The organism is Bacillus sp. SJ-10 (genome assembly GCF_002843505.1).
Taxonomy (GTDB): Bacteria; Bacillota; Bacilli; order Bacillales; family Bacillaceae; genus Bacillus; species Bacillus velezensis.
In genome coordinates this window covers 2,491,555-2,506,012 of sequence record NZ_CP025258.1, presented here as the reverse complement: position 1 = coordinate 2,506,012, position 14,458 = coordinate 2,491,555, and the positions used below count along the sequence as shown (strand labels likewise).

The window sequence follows — 14,458 nt, the reverse complement described above, 5'->3', positions numbered from 1 at the left end:
GGTGAAAGAATGTATACCAAAGAATTAATCAAGGGTAAAAAATGGTTAGCAGTTGGAGAAGGCCCTCGTGACCCAGTCACCGGCAAACGAAAGCAAATTCCGCGGCGGGGCAAAACAAAAAAAGAAGCCGAGCAAAGAGTCCGTGATGCAATTGCAGCTTTAAATGAAGATGGCATCGATGAATCAAGAGTGAAAAAGATAACTTTTGATCAAGTCGCAGCCGAATGGTTGGAAGAGTATATGTTAACAGGGAAGAAAAAGAACACTGTCCGAATCAGACGAGAAGAGATAAAAATATTAAATGCCTACATTGCCAAATCCATCATCAATAAAATAACCTTGAGACAGTATCAAAAAATACTTAACAAACTAGCAGAACAAGGGTATTCACGAAGCACTATGAATGGAGTACATACGACAGCAGGCATGATATTTAAGTATGCTGTTAAAGTAAAGTTTCTTAAAAGCAATCCTATTGCAGATGCTCTAGTGCCTAAAAAAAGAATAACCGTTGAAGAAATTGAAAATAACAACATAGCTGAAAAATACCTCGAAAAATCGGAGATCGAGGAATTTCTTTTAGCAGTTAAAAATCACGGTCTACACATGGATCTGGAACGATTTTATTTACTTGCTTTTTCAGGTATGCGATCCGGGGAGTTATGTGCCCTCAAATGGTCTGACATCAATTTCGAAACAAAAGAACTCCGGATAACTAAAACCATTTATTCAGAAAGTAATAACATGAGAGAGTATGAATTAACTCCGCCCAAAACACCTGGATCAATTCGAACAATTGCTATAGACGATCAAATTATAGCCATGCTGAAAGCATATAAAACGAAAGTGAAAAAGATGCATTTGCAATCACAAACAAAATTATCTGAGTACCATAATGAAAACTTTATTTTCGCAAGAGCAAACGGGTACCCTTACCTGCCAAAAAGCATCATATATCGGATGGAAAGAATTCTAAAAAAAACATCCATAAAAAAACATGCGACTCCTCATATATTCAGACACTCACATATCAGTATGTTAGCTGAAGCAGGTGTCGATATTGCGACTGTGATGAAAAGAGTCGGCCACGATGATGTGAAAACAACAATGAAAATCTATACCCACGTTACAAATAAAATGAAAGAGAATGCCTCACAAAAAGTTCAGCAAACTTTCGGAAGCATCCTCGATCTCGGGATTTCATAAAGAAATGTTATTAAAATGTTATTTTTTTAAGAAAAACGGGTAACTAACCCTCTTGAACCCTTGTCACATCAAGGGTTTTTTTCGTTTTAGGAATCATATTATAAACAATATTCAAAATCACGGCGGTAAAGCTTCCGGCGACGATTCCGTTTGTGGTCAGCAGATTTAAGTAAGACGGCAAGTGCTTAAACATATCGGGAACGACGGTTACACCGAGTCCCAATCCGACCGAACACGCGACGATCAGAAGGTTTTCCTGCTTTTTAAAGTCAATTTGACTGAGCATTTTAATGCCATAGGAAATGACCATGCCGAACATGGCCACCATCGCGCCTCCCAATACCGAAGACGGGATGATGGTCGTGAAGGCTGCGATTTTCGGAAAAAGGCCGAAGAGCATTAAAAGTGCACCCGTGACACCGATGACCGCGTTTTTCTTAATTCCCGTCAGCTGGACGAGGCCGACGTTTTGGGAATAAGCCGTGTACGGAAAAGCATTAAAAATGCCGCTGATGAATACCGCCAGGCCTTCCGCGCGGTAGCCTTTTGCTAAATCACGTTCAGACAGGCGCCGGTTTGTCAGGTCACCGAGAGCGAAATAGACGCCGGTTGACTCAACAAGGCTGACAATGGCAACGATGGACATCGTAATAATCGGTGCCGCATGAAATGTCGGCGTCCCGAAGTAAAACGGTTTAATCATTTGAATTGCGTCAGCATTCGCCACATTGTCAAATTGCACTTTTCCCATAAAATAAGCGATGGCCGTCCCGATGAAAATGCCGATTAAAATCGAAATGGATTTCAAAAATCCTTTTGTAAACCGATAAAGCAGCACGATGATGACGAGCACCGTAAATCCGAGGGCAAGGTTAGACGGATCACCGAAATCCTCGCTGCCTTCCCCGCCGGCAATATGATTCATCGCGACCGGCATTAAGGTCATCCCGATAATCGTCACGACAGATCCGGTTACGACAGGCGGGAAAAACGATACGAGCTTACCGAAGAAAAACGACAGCAGAATGACAAGCAGACCCGATGCCAAAATGCTTCCATAAATGGCTGAAATCCCGTACTCCTTACCGATGGAAATAATCGGCGCTACCGCGGTGAACGTACAGCCGAGCACAACGGGCAAGCCGATGCCGAAAAATTTATTCCTCCATACTTGAAGCAGCGTAGCCGCCCCGCACATAAAAATATCAATTGATACGAGATATGTCAGCTGTTCTGCGTTCAGTCCCAATGCCGCTCCTACAATTAAAGGAACGACGACGGCGCCGGCATACATGGCAAGCACGTGCTGGATACCGAGGGAAAGTGTTTTGGCATAGCCGTTTTTCATGAACGGACCTCCTGTACAAATGTCACTTTTCCGTCTTCAAGCGATTGAATTCTCGCCAGCGATTCGACCCGGCATCCTTTTTTCACCAGCTCATCTCTTCCCGGCTGAAATGACTTTTCAATGACGATTCCGATCCCGCAAACCTCTGCGCCTGCTTGTTTTACGATGGATAAAAGCCCTTCTGCCGCCTGTCCGTTCGCTAAAAAGTCGTCAATGATTAACACGCGGTCTTCTTTCGACAGATGATTTCCGGAGATTGCAATCTGACTTTCTGTTTTTTTCGTGAAAGAATAGACGGATGCCGTCAGCAGATCTTCCGTTAATGTGAGAGACTTCCTTTTTCTCGCAAAGATGACGGGAACGCCGAGTTCAAGGCCGGCCATCACCGCAGGGGCAATGCCCGAAGATTCAATTGTGACGATTTTGGTTATCTCGTCTTTTTCAAAACGGCGCGCAAATTCCCGGCCGATCTGCTGCATGAGAACCGGATCAATTTGATGGTTTAAAAAAGAATCCACTTTCAGCACTTGATCAGAAAGAACAATTCCGTCTTCTGCTATTTTTCGTTTTAATGCTTCCACAATGATTACCCCCGCTTATAAAAAATAAAAAAAGCATTGCCCGCTCTCAATAAAAAGAGCAAGCAATGCCGAATGATCTACACGCAACGGCCGAATAAAGCCGTTCCATTGCTCACTCATAGTCGGACATTTACGGTGACCGGTAGAAACTTGCGTGCCATATCCACGCGATTATATGAGTGTTCGTATGATATTAATCAAATTATAACAAGATACACTTCTTTTGCATAGTGAAATTTGAATATTTCCGAACTTTTACAAAGAATTGGTTTTCGATTATTCGTCTTTTTAGAATTTTTAGAAAAACACCCGGTGTATACCAGGTGTTTCGTTTATAAATATAAATTTGAATATTTACCGACGAGATACTCAATGAGATATTGAACGTTCAGCTCTTCTCCCGTTGCATCTTTTATGATGTCAAGCGGCATTTTGCGTCTTCCGTGCTGATGAACCTTTTCTGTCAGCCATTGTTTGATCGGCTCAAAGTCGCCCCGTTCTATTAATTGATCAAATTCAGGCAGATCGTCAAGCATGGTATGCTTCAGCTGTGCCGCATACATATATCCGAGCGCATAGGAAGGGAAATAGCCGAAATCGCCGCCCGCCCAATGTACGTCCTGCAAAATGCCTTTTGCGTCAGATGGCGGCGTAATGCCTAAATAATCATGATATTTTTGATTCCACAATGCAGGCAGTTCTTCCACTGTCACTTCATTACTGAAAATTGCTTTTTCAATTTCATAACGGATAATAATATGAAGCGGATATGTCAGCTCATCGGCTTCAATTCGGATAAAGGTCGGTTTCGCCTCGTTGACAGCGCGTACAAAATCTTCTCTTTTCACATCTTGAAATTGATCAGGCGAAGCCTCAACCATTTTTTCATAATAGGCGGTCCAGAAATGTTGATTTCTGGCGATAAAGTTTTCATAAAATAACGATTGGGATTCATGAATTCCCATGGATGCACCGTCAGATAAGTTCGTTCCGCTCAGCGCTTCGTCAATATTCTGCTCGTAGATCGCATGCCCGCATTCATGAATCGTTCCGAAAATTGCCGTGCGGAAATCGTTTTCGTCATATCTGGTCGTCACCCGCACATCGCCCCGGTTGATTGTCGTCGCAAACGGATGCACCGTCTCGTCTAGGCGGCCGCCGTCAAAATCATACCCGAACTCTTTTAAGAAATACAAGGAGAGGTCTCTTTGTTGTTCTTTCGGAAACGTTTTCGTTATAAAGGAAGTGTCCGGTTTATTGCCGGATTCCGTCACTTTTTTGATAAGCGGAATGATCGCTTCCTTCAATTCAGAAAACAGCTGATCCAGCACCTTTACCGTAACACCCGGTTCGAAAATATCGAGCAATGCGTTGTACGGATGATCTTCATAGCCCCAATACGAAATAAACCGCTTATTAAAATCAATCAGCTTCTCAAGGTACGGAGCAAACATAGAGAAATCAGAGGCAGCCTTTGCATCCTCCCAAGCCGTTTCAGCTTTTGATGTTAAAATGACATATTCTTTATACTCATCTTCAGGAATTTTTTTATTATGATCATAATCTTTTTTCGCAAGTTCCGCCGCTTTCACTGTATCTTCAGAGAGCTCTTCTGCATGCGCGAGAAGGATGTCGATCAGCTCTTTCATCCGGTCGGATGTCTGGATTTGAAAAACGTCAGCCGAAAGCTGTCCGATGCTTTCCGCCCGATCATCAGAGCCTTTTTTCGGGGCTCCCGTTCTTAAGTCCCAATGCATAAGTGCAATGGCTTCGACATAGTGGGATACTCTTTTTAACAGATCAAAAAACTCTTTTTCATATGTATGTAAATCCATATCCGTTCCCCTCCCTTTTCACTATCAATTACAGGCTAATGGAATGCCGTGATAAAGTCAACTTCCCGGATTTAAAAAAGCCGCAGGATAAGAATCCTGCAGCTTTTGTTTTTATACAATTTTCGGTGTAACAGGCAAAACCTTTTTGACTTCGGCCAGGACCCGTTCACTTTCTCCGCCCGCATAAATGGATATGGTTCCGCTGTCCTGATTAGAACGGATAAGGCGGCCGATTCCCTGCCTGACTCTCAAGAGCATGTATGGCAGATCAACTTCCTCAAACGGATCTTTTTTCGCTCCGTTCCGCTTTGCGGTAAACACCGGATCATGAGGCGGATACGGCAATGCCCAAATGGTCACATTCCGGAGCGAGTCACCGGGAATGTCAAGACCTTCCCATAAGTGGACGGAACAAAGCACGGATTCTTCATCCCGCTGGAACTTTTCGACCAGACTGCTGATCTCTTCGTCACCTTCGTAGTATATCGGATACGGCAGCTCCCACGCGGCAGCCTGTTCTTTAAATTCTTTCATGTCTTCAAAGGAAGGGAAAAGAACGAGGGTGCGTCCTTCATTCTCCTTAATGGTTTCAATCGTTTCGGCTGTTTTCTGCTCAGACGTCATGTCACCGTGAAGCGCAACAGACATTTGCTCCTCGTAATCGTACGGAGATTCAACGGTGAATGATAAAGGATCACGGATTCCGAGGCTGTCAGCGATATAATCAAATGAACCGCCCTCAGAAAGAGTGGCCGATGAGAAGATATAAGGAATCTTTTTAGAAAAGACCTTTTCTCCCAGCACTTCGGCTACAGTTCTCGGCATAACGACAAACGTTGAGTCTGTATCCCGCGTTTCAAGCCAGCTGATGGCATCCTTCTGATACAGCGACAGCGAATATGCCATTTGTTCGACGTATTCTTCTACAACTGACAGCTCGTACTTATCAATCGTATACATTTCCGATTCAAATACGAGCGCCTCGCCGATTTTATCGAGCAGACGGCACAGTTCGTCAGCCGCACGCTTAACGCGCTGGTCGTTTTGGATGTCCAATCGGTGAGAGCCGGCGATTTCCTTCGATTCCTCTGACAGCACATAGAAAAACTCATCGTTTGCGGCAAGGGCATCTTCAATCAGTTCGGCGAATTCCTCTCTGATGTCATTTTGAAGCAGACGCTCTAAAAACAGCTCGAGCGTCGACTGCTTCACGCGATAGGTTAACGCTTTTTGCGCGGCGAATTCCAGCAGATGTCCTTCATCAAACACGACGGCGCTGTGATCCGGCAAAAGCGGCAGCTGTCCTTCCCTTTTACGTGATTCTTCCGTCCATACATGCTCCATGTAGAAATCATGGGAGCAAACAATCAGATCCGTTGATTTTCTGTAATGATCTCTTGAAAGTGTTAAACCGCATCTATGTCTCATATCACAAGTTAAACAATCTTGGAAGGAATCATAGCTGACGCCTGCCCACTCTTCATTCGTCAAATCAGCGTACTGTTTGCGGTCGCCGTACGGATAAAAGCGCTGCATCGCTTGTGATTCGTGTACGAATGAAGGCAGCGACTCATAAAGATCCAGCCACTTTTCATCATCAGAACGCTGCATTGTTTTCTCAAGCTTTTTCAGACACAGATACTGCTCATGGGATTTGGACAGCCGTGTATCAATCTGCAGATCCAAATGTTCTGTCAGCTTGGAAATGTCGCCTTCTTTTTTGACAAGCTGTTCAATTAACGTTTCATCGGCGCATGCGATAATGGCCGGTTTACCCGTATATCTGGCATAGCTGATGGCAAACAGCAGATACACCAGCGTTTTCCCCGTACCGACTCCTGCCTCAGCGAACATGACCTTTTTCTCTTTAAATGCCCGTTCAAGCTGAAACGCCATAAATACCTGCTCATCCCGAAGGTCAAAGCCTTTCTCGGGAAGGATATCGTAAAACACGTCACCAATCCAATTGTTCAATTCTTCGTAAAAATTCTTTTCTTTTGTTAAAGCAAAAGGCAAACGTGATGTTGTCACCCAACTCCAACCCCTAACTATTCGGCATTCAGACCATCTATAATATCATTTAACCCTTTTCAATACAACAAAAAAACTTGGCCTCGCCAAGTTTTTGTCATGATCATTTCCGGTTAATGATATGTGTACATAGGAACGGATGGTCTGTTGAATGTGTATGTTTTACCGCATTTTCAAGTTCTTCCTGTGCGTGTGTCATGGCGGAAGGACCGAACTCCGCTCCGGCTTCCTCCAGCCGGAAAGCAGTTGCGTCTAACGCCTTTTGTATTTTACTGAAGTGCTCGCTGTTCAGCATAAAATAAGATCACCTCTCAAATAGAAATAATCATCATTCTATGCCGATGTTTCACTTTCTATACATGCCATTCTGAATGATCCTCACCTGACCTGCACAAACTACAACAGATATTCGATCGAATATCCATCTTCACAAATTTATTCTACCCGGGAGTGATGGTTACATGAGTTATAAAGATCGATTAGATCAGCATTCTGAATTGTTTCATCACAATTGGACGCGGCCGAAACGCTCTAAATCGCAAGTGAACGGCCACACCGAAATGTCCCAGACCAACATTATTTTACGGAGCAACGCAAAAGCGCACCGCTGGTAATGGCAGAATAAAACGTAAAGATGCCGGAGAAGACGCTGTTTCAGGCGTCTTCTCTTTGTTGCGGCTTTTTCCGCTGCGGCCGCACTTTAGCCCAGTACTGATAATAATCCGTTTTGATAAAACCGTTAAAGAGCTTCCGTTTTTTGGTTGCTTTTCTTCCGTAGGCCTCTTCAAATTGTTCATTTGACGTTAACATGTAGACAGACCATGTATCAAGAGATTCAAATGCCCGGCCCATTTCTTTATACATCTGCTCGACTTCCCTTTTTTCGCCGAGCCGTTCGCCGTACGGAGGGTTTCCGACGATTACGCCGAATTCGAGTTTTGTCGTAAAATCCTGCACCCGCATTTGTTTGCATTCAATCAGGTCCCCAAGTCCCGCTTCTTCTGCGTTTTCTTTGGCGATGTTTACCATCCGGTGATCCACATCACTGGCAAAAATCTGCAGCGGCTGATCATAGTTCGCCTTTTCTTCCACTTCAAGACGCGCCTTGTCCCACAGTTCTTTTCCGATCCATTCCCAGTCTTCTGAAACAAAATCACGGTTAAAACCGGGAGCAATGTTTTGTCCGATTAAAGCGGCTTCAATGGCGATCGTGCCGGAACCGCAGAACGGATCGACGAACGGACGGTCAGGCGTCCAGTTGGTTAACTGAATTAACGCGGCAGCGAGCGTCTCTTTAATCGGAGCTCCTCCCTGATCAACCCTGTATCCCCGTTTGTGAAGGCCTGTTCCTGATGAATCCAGTGTAAGTACGGCTTTATCTTTTAAAAGGGAAATCTCCACCTTATACTCGGGTCCCGTTTCTTCAATCCATTCATTTTGTTTTCCTGATTGCAGTTTCAGCTTTTCCGCTATCGCCTTTTTGACGATCCGCTGGCAGTCAGGCACACTGGCAAGCACTGATTTCACGGATTTTCCGATAACGGGGAACTTTGCGTTTTCCGGAATGTACGCGCGCCAGTCAATCGCTTTTGTTTTTTCAAACAGCTCATCAAACGTTTTCGCCTGAAACTCGGCGACCTGTACTTTGATGCGGTCAGCCGTCCGCAGCCATAAGTTAGCGCGGCAGATCGCAAGCGCATCTCCTTCAAAAATGACTTTTCCGTTGTCTACTTTGCATTCATAACCTAAATCACGCACTTCTTTGGCGACGATCGCTTCAATTCCCATCGGCGCCGTCGCTATTAGTGTGTACTTCTTCATCGTATCACCCTGTCTCTTTTAAGCTTTCGTTTCATTCAAGATAAAAGCTCCCCTTTTAAGGAGAGCTCTAATTTGTCATATCAATAATGTTTAACGTTCTGTAAGCCATGTTTTGTTCCGTCGTACTGCAATCGGCTCATCACCTCGTACTCAGGCGGCAATCATCTATCTACAGAAAGTATTCTGTCCTTCTATCTGTTCAGTTCCTTCAAGAAGGTTCCCCTACCAAAATTTGGGTTTCTCGCTCGAGGGGTTTACCGCGTTCCACTCTCACCATTTCTGATGAGACTTCGTCACTGTGGCACTTTCAAGGATACTCAGCCATATCCGGAGACGTAGGCTTTTTTCCTGCCGTCAGCCTATCAAGGCTGCCCTAGCTTATTTCTTCGCTAGGCACGAACACTACGGGCATCTCAGCACCGTGCGAGCATGGACTTTCCTCTACAGATTCAAAGATCTGCAGCGATTACCCGAACGTTAAGAACACTTGTTCATTATAAAGCAACTTGTCTCATTTGACAAGTGCATCTGCCTTATTCGTCATAAAGTTTGCTGCCGAATACATGTTTCTCAAGGTTGGACAGCCTTTTCAGAATGTCAAAGTTGGTCGTATTGGACTGCACCGGCTGTTTTTTACTTGCTTCTTCAAGCTGTTTTTTCAGCTGCAGATTTTCCTGCTGCAGTTCTTCAATTTCTTGATGAAAGGTTTCATAATCCTTAATAATCATATCTAAAAATTTGTCAACGTCTTCTTGTCTGTAACCTCTAACGCCTGTTTTAAATTCTTTTTCCAAAATGTCTTTCGCAGAAAGCTTTACTTTATCAGCAAGCATCTTTTTCACCTCATATCGTGAATCATCATGTTATATTTTATTCAGAAACACGTCCCGTTGTCAAATATTCTCTGACGTGTTATGTAAAGAAATCTTCTTCTTCAACGGCGGCACGGAGATCATCCATCGTAATCGAATAAATCGGATATCCGTCTGTTTCACGGCGTTTTTCTGCCTGCTGCAGCATATATTTCGGCGATCCTTCCATTTCAGGATCATATAAAAGCAAAAGCGCATCTGACTTTTCAATAAAGAACGCGTTTTTCTGCCGGAATTGAAGCGGACTTTCGTACGGCCGATGCGTCAGGCTCTCCTCATAATCTGCCTGAGCAAGCACCGCTTCATACATTTCTTTATTCGGCTCCTTCCACTTTTCCTCCTGGCCGTAGAAAGGCGTGATAACGGCAACCTTTAATTCCGGATACTCTTCTCTGAGATCGTACGCCGTTTCTGCCGCCCAAAGCTCAGTCCCCAGCTGTCCTGATATGAGAATCCATTCCAAGCCTTCGTCAAGGAAGCTTCTGAGTCTGGTTTCTATCGCCTTTTTTATATAAACAAGCGCCCGGTCATCCTGTTTAAAAATCCCGAGTTCAAACGGCTTGTATCCTGTTACGGCTAATACTTTCAATTGATCACCTGCTTAAAAAATGGGGCTCCCCATCGGGCCCCATTTTGATTTGCTGATATCCTAACCGATCTTGCTTAAGCGTTCAATACTAATGATCGCAGCAAGGGCTTCCGCACTGAAAATGCTGGTGAGTTGTCGGGTCAACATTTGAAAAAGTGTGCGGATAGTAATGAACGTGCTCAAAGTTGTGGTGATTTACGTTAGTTGTATGTTGCGGATGAATATGCGGCACAACCGTGTTAGAAAAGCAATGGTGTTCACAGCAATGAGTCGGATGGACAATCGGCGGCATCACGTTTGGTCTGCAACAATGATGATGAAACATGCTAAATCCCCTCTCCATTAACTTTTATTACACTGTTAGGTTATGAAGAAAAGAGGGTACATGTTCTAATTCAATCACCCAATTTAAAAGTGCGTCAGCAAGCTGTCTTTAAAATTCGAAAACACAAACGCAATCAAAAAAACCACGACAAAGAACAAGTAAAAAACACCTTTATACATACCAACTCTCCCCTATAAATAACTAACGCTATTTTACAAGATGCGGCACCATTCTACAACAAAATCGATGCGGATTCAGAAAAAAATATTTTTGGCGAAACAGCTCGGCTTTTGCGCTTTCCCGGGCAATATTTCAAGAGGAATATTTCCTCTTGAGCCGGGCAATTCTCACATGGAGCTTCTCGGCTTCTTTTTCCGATATTTCCTCGTCTTCTGCCGCCTGCTGCGCGGCCTGCAGAGCTTTTTTGTAATCTTTTGCGTGATGCTCAAAATAGATCGCCAGCTCTACCGCTGATTGGTGTCTGCATATGTGAAGATCAGAGCCCGTCAGTTTCTCCCAAAGGGGCACGGCGTCTTGCCTGCGGTTTTGTTTTTTATAAAGCATTGCTAAGTCAAAAAGGGCCCGATCTGAATCTTCAAAGGCTTTGCCTTGCAGCGCTTCCAGCTGTGAAACAGCCCGATCGGTTTCTTTATGAGCGATAAACCATTTCGCCATGGCGTATGCTTCCTGACGTTCTGACGTCTGATCAGAAGATGCAAAAATCTTTTTTGACATATGGATGTAAAGAGCGATGAGGGAAAGCACATCTTGTTCATTATGCGAGAGCACTCCCTTTAAAAGAGCCGGGTCCTCCGCCTTTAAAAATTGAAAATACAGCATCGGCGCCAAATAACCAGGTGTGTCTTCGTCCCTTTTAAAAGCAAGCTCTTCATTTTCAACCGCCGAAAGCGATACACGCTCTAATTTATGTTTCCAAAGCCGTCTCGCTCCGTGCAGAAGATCAAAGTGTCCGAAGTCAGGAAGTTTCGGAAGCCTGTCCCGCAGCAATGTATGCCTAGTTTTTACCTGAGGCCAGTCAAAGGCTTTTCCGTTATACGTAACAAGAGACGTAATGTCAACCTCACTTAAAAAGCTTTTGTAAAGAGCCGTCTCGTTTCCCGGTTTAGGAAGCAGATGCTGTTTAACCGCGACACGGTCTTCATACACTCTTGCATGACCGAGCAAAAAGATCATATTGCCGGCCCCGCCGCCGAGGCCGGTCGTTTCAGTATCAAAGAAGAACAGCTGGCTTTTTTCGTATCCTTCTGCTGATAAAGTATGTGTCAAACCGCCTTTATTCCATAATGCCATGACGTCATCAAGTTCACTGAAGCTGTACCGTCCGTGACGGTGCGAAAGCGGATAGACGGTTTCGCGGATAAGACAGAATTCATCCTCAAAAAAGAAAGGCTTCACTCCGAATGCCTCCCATTCTTCTCTAAATGGGACTTGAATATCCGGGACCGAAAGTTGTGAAGCTGCCGGCTTTTTTTCAGCTTCCGGCACATTCAGGTGGTTTTTCATCCGCTTTAATTTATTTTTCAAGGACATCTTTCGTCCCCCTTTTCTTTTACACGTAATTCAAGAGCCGGAGTATCGCTTTCTTTGCATCTATTCCTTCTATTTCGGAGCCGATGCAGGAAGGACATCCGTCTTGACATGGACATTGTCTGATCAGGCGCTCAGCCCCTTCATTGATTTCATCAAATCGCTTATATACTTCATCAGCAAGTCCGATTCCGCCCGGATAATGATCATACAGAAAGATTGTCGGAAGTCCGGTATGTGCGGCTTTGATTTGCGGCACGACATGCACGTCATTTCGGTCGCACATGACGTATACAGGCACGATATGCTGCAGGACGTGGGCAATGCCTAAAAGCAGCTGTTCAAGCGTTTTTTCGCCGATCTCCGAATCCGTCTCTTTCAATTCAAGCCAGGCAGCACTGGTATGCAGTTCTTCTTCTGGAAGATGAATCGGCCCTGATCCTATATTTTCAAATGTCGTCATTTTAATTTTTTTAAATATTGTCGGAAGTGCGTTCACGGTTACATCGCCGAAATGTAAGGCCGTTTTCTTTCTGCTGTCCGTTCTGTCAATGTCCAGCACTTTCAGCTGCACCGCTAAATTGGCATCTGTATAATATTCGACATCGACCTTTCGTACGTACGCTTTTTTATGGTCCCAATCAAGCTTTTCAACCTGGTACTGCACCCCTTCATGAAGATAAATCGCTTCATCATGAAGAAGCGTCATCGCGCTGAAACGGTCCATTTCTCCGATGATTTTTACATCAGCCGTCTCTGACCGGTCAACGATGACCACGTTTTCCTGTGACGCCGAACGGAGACTGATGTTGGAGGCGGGAAAAGATTCGCTCGCCCAGTGATAGCGTTCGCGGTTTTCGTGAAGCACCCCTTCTTCTTCTAAATACTCGAGAATGTCTCTTGCATCATTTTCTCCGAATGTTTCATCGGCTCTGAAAGGCAGCTCATACGCAGCGCATTTCAGGTGATCGACCAATATAATGAGATTATCAGGATTAATCCTTGCAGATTCAGGCGAGCGTTTAAAGAAATAATCAGGATGGCGCACAATATATTGGTCAATCGGATCAGAGTTCGCCACCATCACGATAAGCGCCTCTCCCTGCCGCCGTCCGGCCCGGCCCGCCTGCTGCCATGCGCTCGCGACACTGCCCGGGTACCCCGTCATCACGCAGACCTGAAGCTGGCCGATATCAACGCCAAGCTCCAGCGCGTTTGTGCTGACAACCCCGAGAATGCTGCCGTCTCTTAACCCCCGCTCTATATCTCTTCTTTCTTTCGGAAGATATCCGCCGCGATAACCTCTGACAGACTTCGCGCCGATTTCCTTTTTTACGATCTCCTGAATGTGGCTTAAAATAATTTCAACCCGCACACGGCTTCTTGCAAAAACAATCGTCTGGATCTTATTTTTCAAAAAAGTTTTGGCAAGTTCGTTCACTTCCACGGTGGCGCTTTTTCGAATATGCAACGGTTTATTTATAATCGGAGGGTTGTAAAAAGCAAAATGCTTTCTTCCGGCCGGGGCGCCGTTGTCGTCAATCAGGCGCACTGATTTTCCCGTCAGCTGCTCCGCCAATTCCATCGGATTGGCGATTGTGGCGGATGTGCAGATAAATGACGGCTTGCTTCCGTAAAAAGCGCAGATTCTCATTAAACGGCGGATGACGTTCGCCACATGGCTGCCGAATACGCCGCGATACGTATGTAATTCATCAATGACGATATATTTCAGGTTTTCAAACAGACTCACCCATTTTGTATGGTGGGGAAGAATGGCTGAATGAAGCATATCGGGATTTGTGATCACAATATGCCCGGCTTTTCTGACTTTCTGCCTGATGGCCGGAGACGTATCTCCGTCATAGGTGAAGCTTTTAATGTCCATGCCCGTCTCGTCTATGATTTCGTTCAGCTCGCTTTTTTGATCCTGTGCGAGCGCCTTTGTCGGAAATAAATAAAGCGCGCGGCTTGAGGCATCTTCCGCGATAGACTGAAGAACCGGAAGATTATAGCACAGTGTTTTTCCGGAGGCCGTCGGTGTGACAGCCACAATGCTTTCTCCGTTTTGAACCGTCTGAAAAGCGGAGTATTGATGTGTAAAGAGCCGCTCGATCCCCCTCTTTTCGAGAGCCGCCCGAATGTTCGGATCTACTTGCTCCGGCATCGGCATGGTTTTCGCCTCCCGCGGTTCCTCTTCATGCCAATGCACAATATTTTCATGATTTTTTAATTCCTGTATCAGTTCGCTCAGTGATTTTTTCTTCATCGTTCACACCTCTTTATGAGGTACAGTTTACCG

13 protein-coding genes, 1 other RNA gene, 1 pseudogene and 1 riboswitch are annotated in these 14,458 nt (G+C 44.9%); of the genes and pseudogenes, 2 read left to right on the top strand and 13 right to left on the bottom strand.

The window, feature by feature from the left end:
• Window positions 1–9 precede the first annotated feature (9 nt).
• Complete coding sequence (locus CXL14_RS12715) at window positions 10–1,206, top strand: tyrosine-type recombinase/integrase (protein ID WP_014418221.1); 1,197 nt, start codon at window positions 10–12, stop codon at window positions 1,204–1,206.
• Between the two features lie 43 nt (window positions 1,207–1,249).
• Here the strand turns inward: CXL14_RS12715 and pbuX are convergent, their stop codons facing one another.
• The 5 genes from pbuX to CXL14_RS12690 form a co-directional block, all read right to left on the bottom strand.
• On the bottom strand, window positions 1,250–2,554 hold the full coding sequence (pbuX, locus tag CXL14_RS12710) for a xanthine permease PbuX (RefSeq protein WP_014418222.1): 1,305 nt from the start codon (window positions 2,552–2,554) through the stop codon (window positions 1,250–1,252).
• A complete protein-coding gene (gene xpt, locus CXL14_RS12705; protein ID WP_014418223.1) occupies window positions 2,551–3,135 on the bottom strand; it encodes a xanthine phosphoribosyltransferase in 585 nt (194 codons plus the stop codon). The genes pbuX and xpt overlap by 4 nt, the downstream gene beginning before the upstream one ends.
• Before the next feature lie 99 nt (window positions 3,136–3,234).
• A riboswitch (purine riboswitch) is annotated at window positions 3,235–3,334 on the bottom strand.
• Window positions 3,335–3,467: 133 nt separating this feature from the next.
• The gene (locus tag CXL14_RS12700; RefSeq protein ID WP_017418012.1) at window positions 3,468–4,970 is read right to left on the bottom strand and encodes a carboxypeptidase M32; all 1,503 of its coding nucleotides are present in this window, start codon (window positions 4,968–4,970) and stop codon (window positions 3,468–3,470) included.
• Window positions 4,971–5,081: 111 nt separating this feature from the next.
• On the bottom strand, window positions 5,082–7,001 hold the full coding sequence (locus CXL14_RS12695; RefSeq protein ID WP_017418013.1) for an ATP-dependent DNA helicase: 1,920 nt from the start codon (window positions 6,999–7,001) through the stop codon (window positions 5,082–5,084).
• Window positions 7,002–7,104: 103 nt separating this feature from the next.
• Entirely contained in the window at window positions 7,105–7,296 is a 192-nt protein-coding gene (locus CXL14_RS12690) for a hypothetical protein (RefSeq protein WP_003153550.1), read from the bottom strand.
• Between the two features lie 166 nt (window positions 7,297–7,462).
• Between CXL14_RS12690 and CXL14_RS12685 the strand changes: the two genes are divergently transcribed.
• Window positions 7,463–7,615 carry a YpzG family protein gene (locus tag CXL14_RS12685; protein WP_003153548.1) on the top strand — a complete coding sequence of 51 codons (153 nt, stop codon included), beginning with the start codon at window positions 7,463–7,465 and terminating at the stop codon, window positions 7,613–7,615.
• Window positions 7,616–7,655: 40 nt separating this feature from the next.
• Here the strand turns inward: CXL14_RS12685 and CXL14_RS12680 are convergent, their stop codons facing one another.
• The 8 genes and pseudogenes from CXL14_RS12680 to CXL14_RS12650 all read right to left on the bottom strand — a co-directional run bounded on the left by CXL14_RS12680 (window position 7,656) and on the right by CXL14_RS12650 (window position 14,425).
• Window positions 7,656–8,822: a THUMP domain-containing class I SAM-dependent RNA methyltransferase gene (locus CXL14_RS12680; protein WP_022553050.1), complete on the bottom strand. Its 1,167-nt coding sequence runs from the start codon at window positions 8,820–8,822 to the stop codon at window positions 7,656–7,658.
• A 96-nt stretch (window positions 8,823–8,918) separates the two neighbouring features.
• An RNA gene (rnpB, locus tag CXL14_RS12675) (RNase P RNA component class B) lies at window positions 8,919–9,300 on the bottom strand.
• A 55-nt stretch (window positions 9,301–9,355) separates the two neighbouring features.
• Window positions 9,356–9,655, bottom strand: coding sequence for a cell division regulator GpsB (gpsB, locus tag CXL14_RS12670; protein ID WP_003153541.1), 300 nt, complete (start codon window positions 9,653–9,655; stop codon window positions 9,356–9,358).
• A 79-nt stretch (window positions 9,656–9,734) separates the two neighbouring features.
• A complete protein-coding gene (locus tag CXL14_RS12665; RefSeq protein WP_014418228.1) occupies window positions 9,735–10,283 on the bottom strand; it encodes an SLOG family protein in 549 nt (182 codons plus the stop codon).
• Window positions 10,284–10,371: 88 nt separating this feature from the next.
• Entirely contained in the window at window positions 10,372–10,608 is a 237-nt protein-coding gene (gene cotD / locus CXL14_RS12660) for a spore coat protein CotD (protein ID WP_003153539.1), read from the bottom strand.
• An 83-nt stretch (window positions 10,609–10,691) separates the two neighbouring features.
• Window positions 10,692–10,799, bottom strand: a pseudogene (locus CXL14_RS20090) (hypothetical protein); the annotation flags it as partial.
• Between the two features lie 121 nt (window positions 10,800–10,920).
• Entirely contained in the window at window positions 10,921–12,159 is a 1,239-nt protein-coding gene (locus tag CXL14_RS12655; RefSeq protein ID WP_014418229.1) for a ribonuclease H-like domain-containing protein, read from the bottom strand.
• 19 nt (window positions 12,160–12,178) lie between these two features.
• Window positions 12,179–14,425 carry a DEAD/DEAH box helicase gene (locus tag CXL14_RS12650; RefSeq protein WP_014418230.1) on the bottom strand — a complete coding sequence of 749 codons (2,247 nt, stop codon included), beginning with the start codon at window positions 14,423–14,425 and terminating at the stop codon, window positions 12,179–12,181.
• Window positions 14,426–14,458: the final 33 nt, after the last annotated feature.

Bases quoted from the DNA above. Each gene is read 5' to 3' on its own strand.
- CXL14_RS12715 (WP_014418221.1), top strand. From the start codon at position 10: ATGTATACCAAAGAATTAATCAAGGGTAAAAAATGGTTAGCAGTTGGA.
- pbuX (WP_014418222.1), bottom strand. From the start codon at position 2,554: ATGAAAAACGGCTATGCCAAAACACTTTCCCTCGGTATCCAGCACGTG.
- CXL14_RS12700 (WP_017418012.1), bottom strand. From the start codon at position 4,970: ATGGATTTACATACATATGAAAAAGAGTTTTTTGATCTGTTAAAAAGA.
- CXL14_RS12690 (WP_003153550.1), bottom strand. From the start codon at position 7,296: ATGCTGAACAGCGAGCACTTCAGTAAAATACAAAAGGCGTTAGACGCA.
- CXL14_RS12685 (WP_003153548.1), top strand. From the start codon at position 7,463: ATGAGTTATAAAGATCGATTAGATCAGCATTCTGAATTGTTTCATCAC.
- CXL14_RS12680 (WP_022553050.1), bottom strand. From the start codon at position 8,822: ATGAAGAAGTACACACTAATAGCGACGGCGCCGATGGGAATTGAAGCG.
- gpsB (WP_003153541.1), bottom strand. From the start codon at position 9,655: ATGCTTGCTGATAAAGTAAAGCTTTCTGCGAAAGACATTTTGGAAAAA.
- cotD (WP_003153539.1), bottom strand. From the start codon at position 10,608: ATGTTTCATCATCATTGTTGCAGACCAAACGTGATGCCGCCGATTGTC.
- CXL14_RS12655 (WP_014418229.1), bottom strand. From the start codon at position 12,159: ATGTCCTTGAAAAATAAATTAAAGCGGATGAAAAACCACCTGAATGTG.
- CXL14_RS12650 (WP_014418230.1), bottom strand. From the start codon at position 14,425: ATGAAGAAAAAATCACTGAGCGAACTGATACAGGAATTAAAAAATCAT.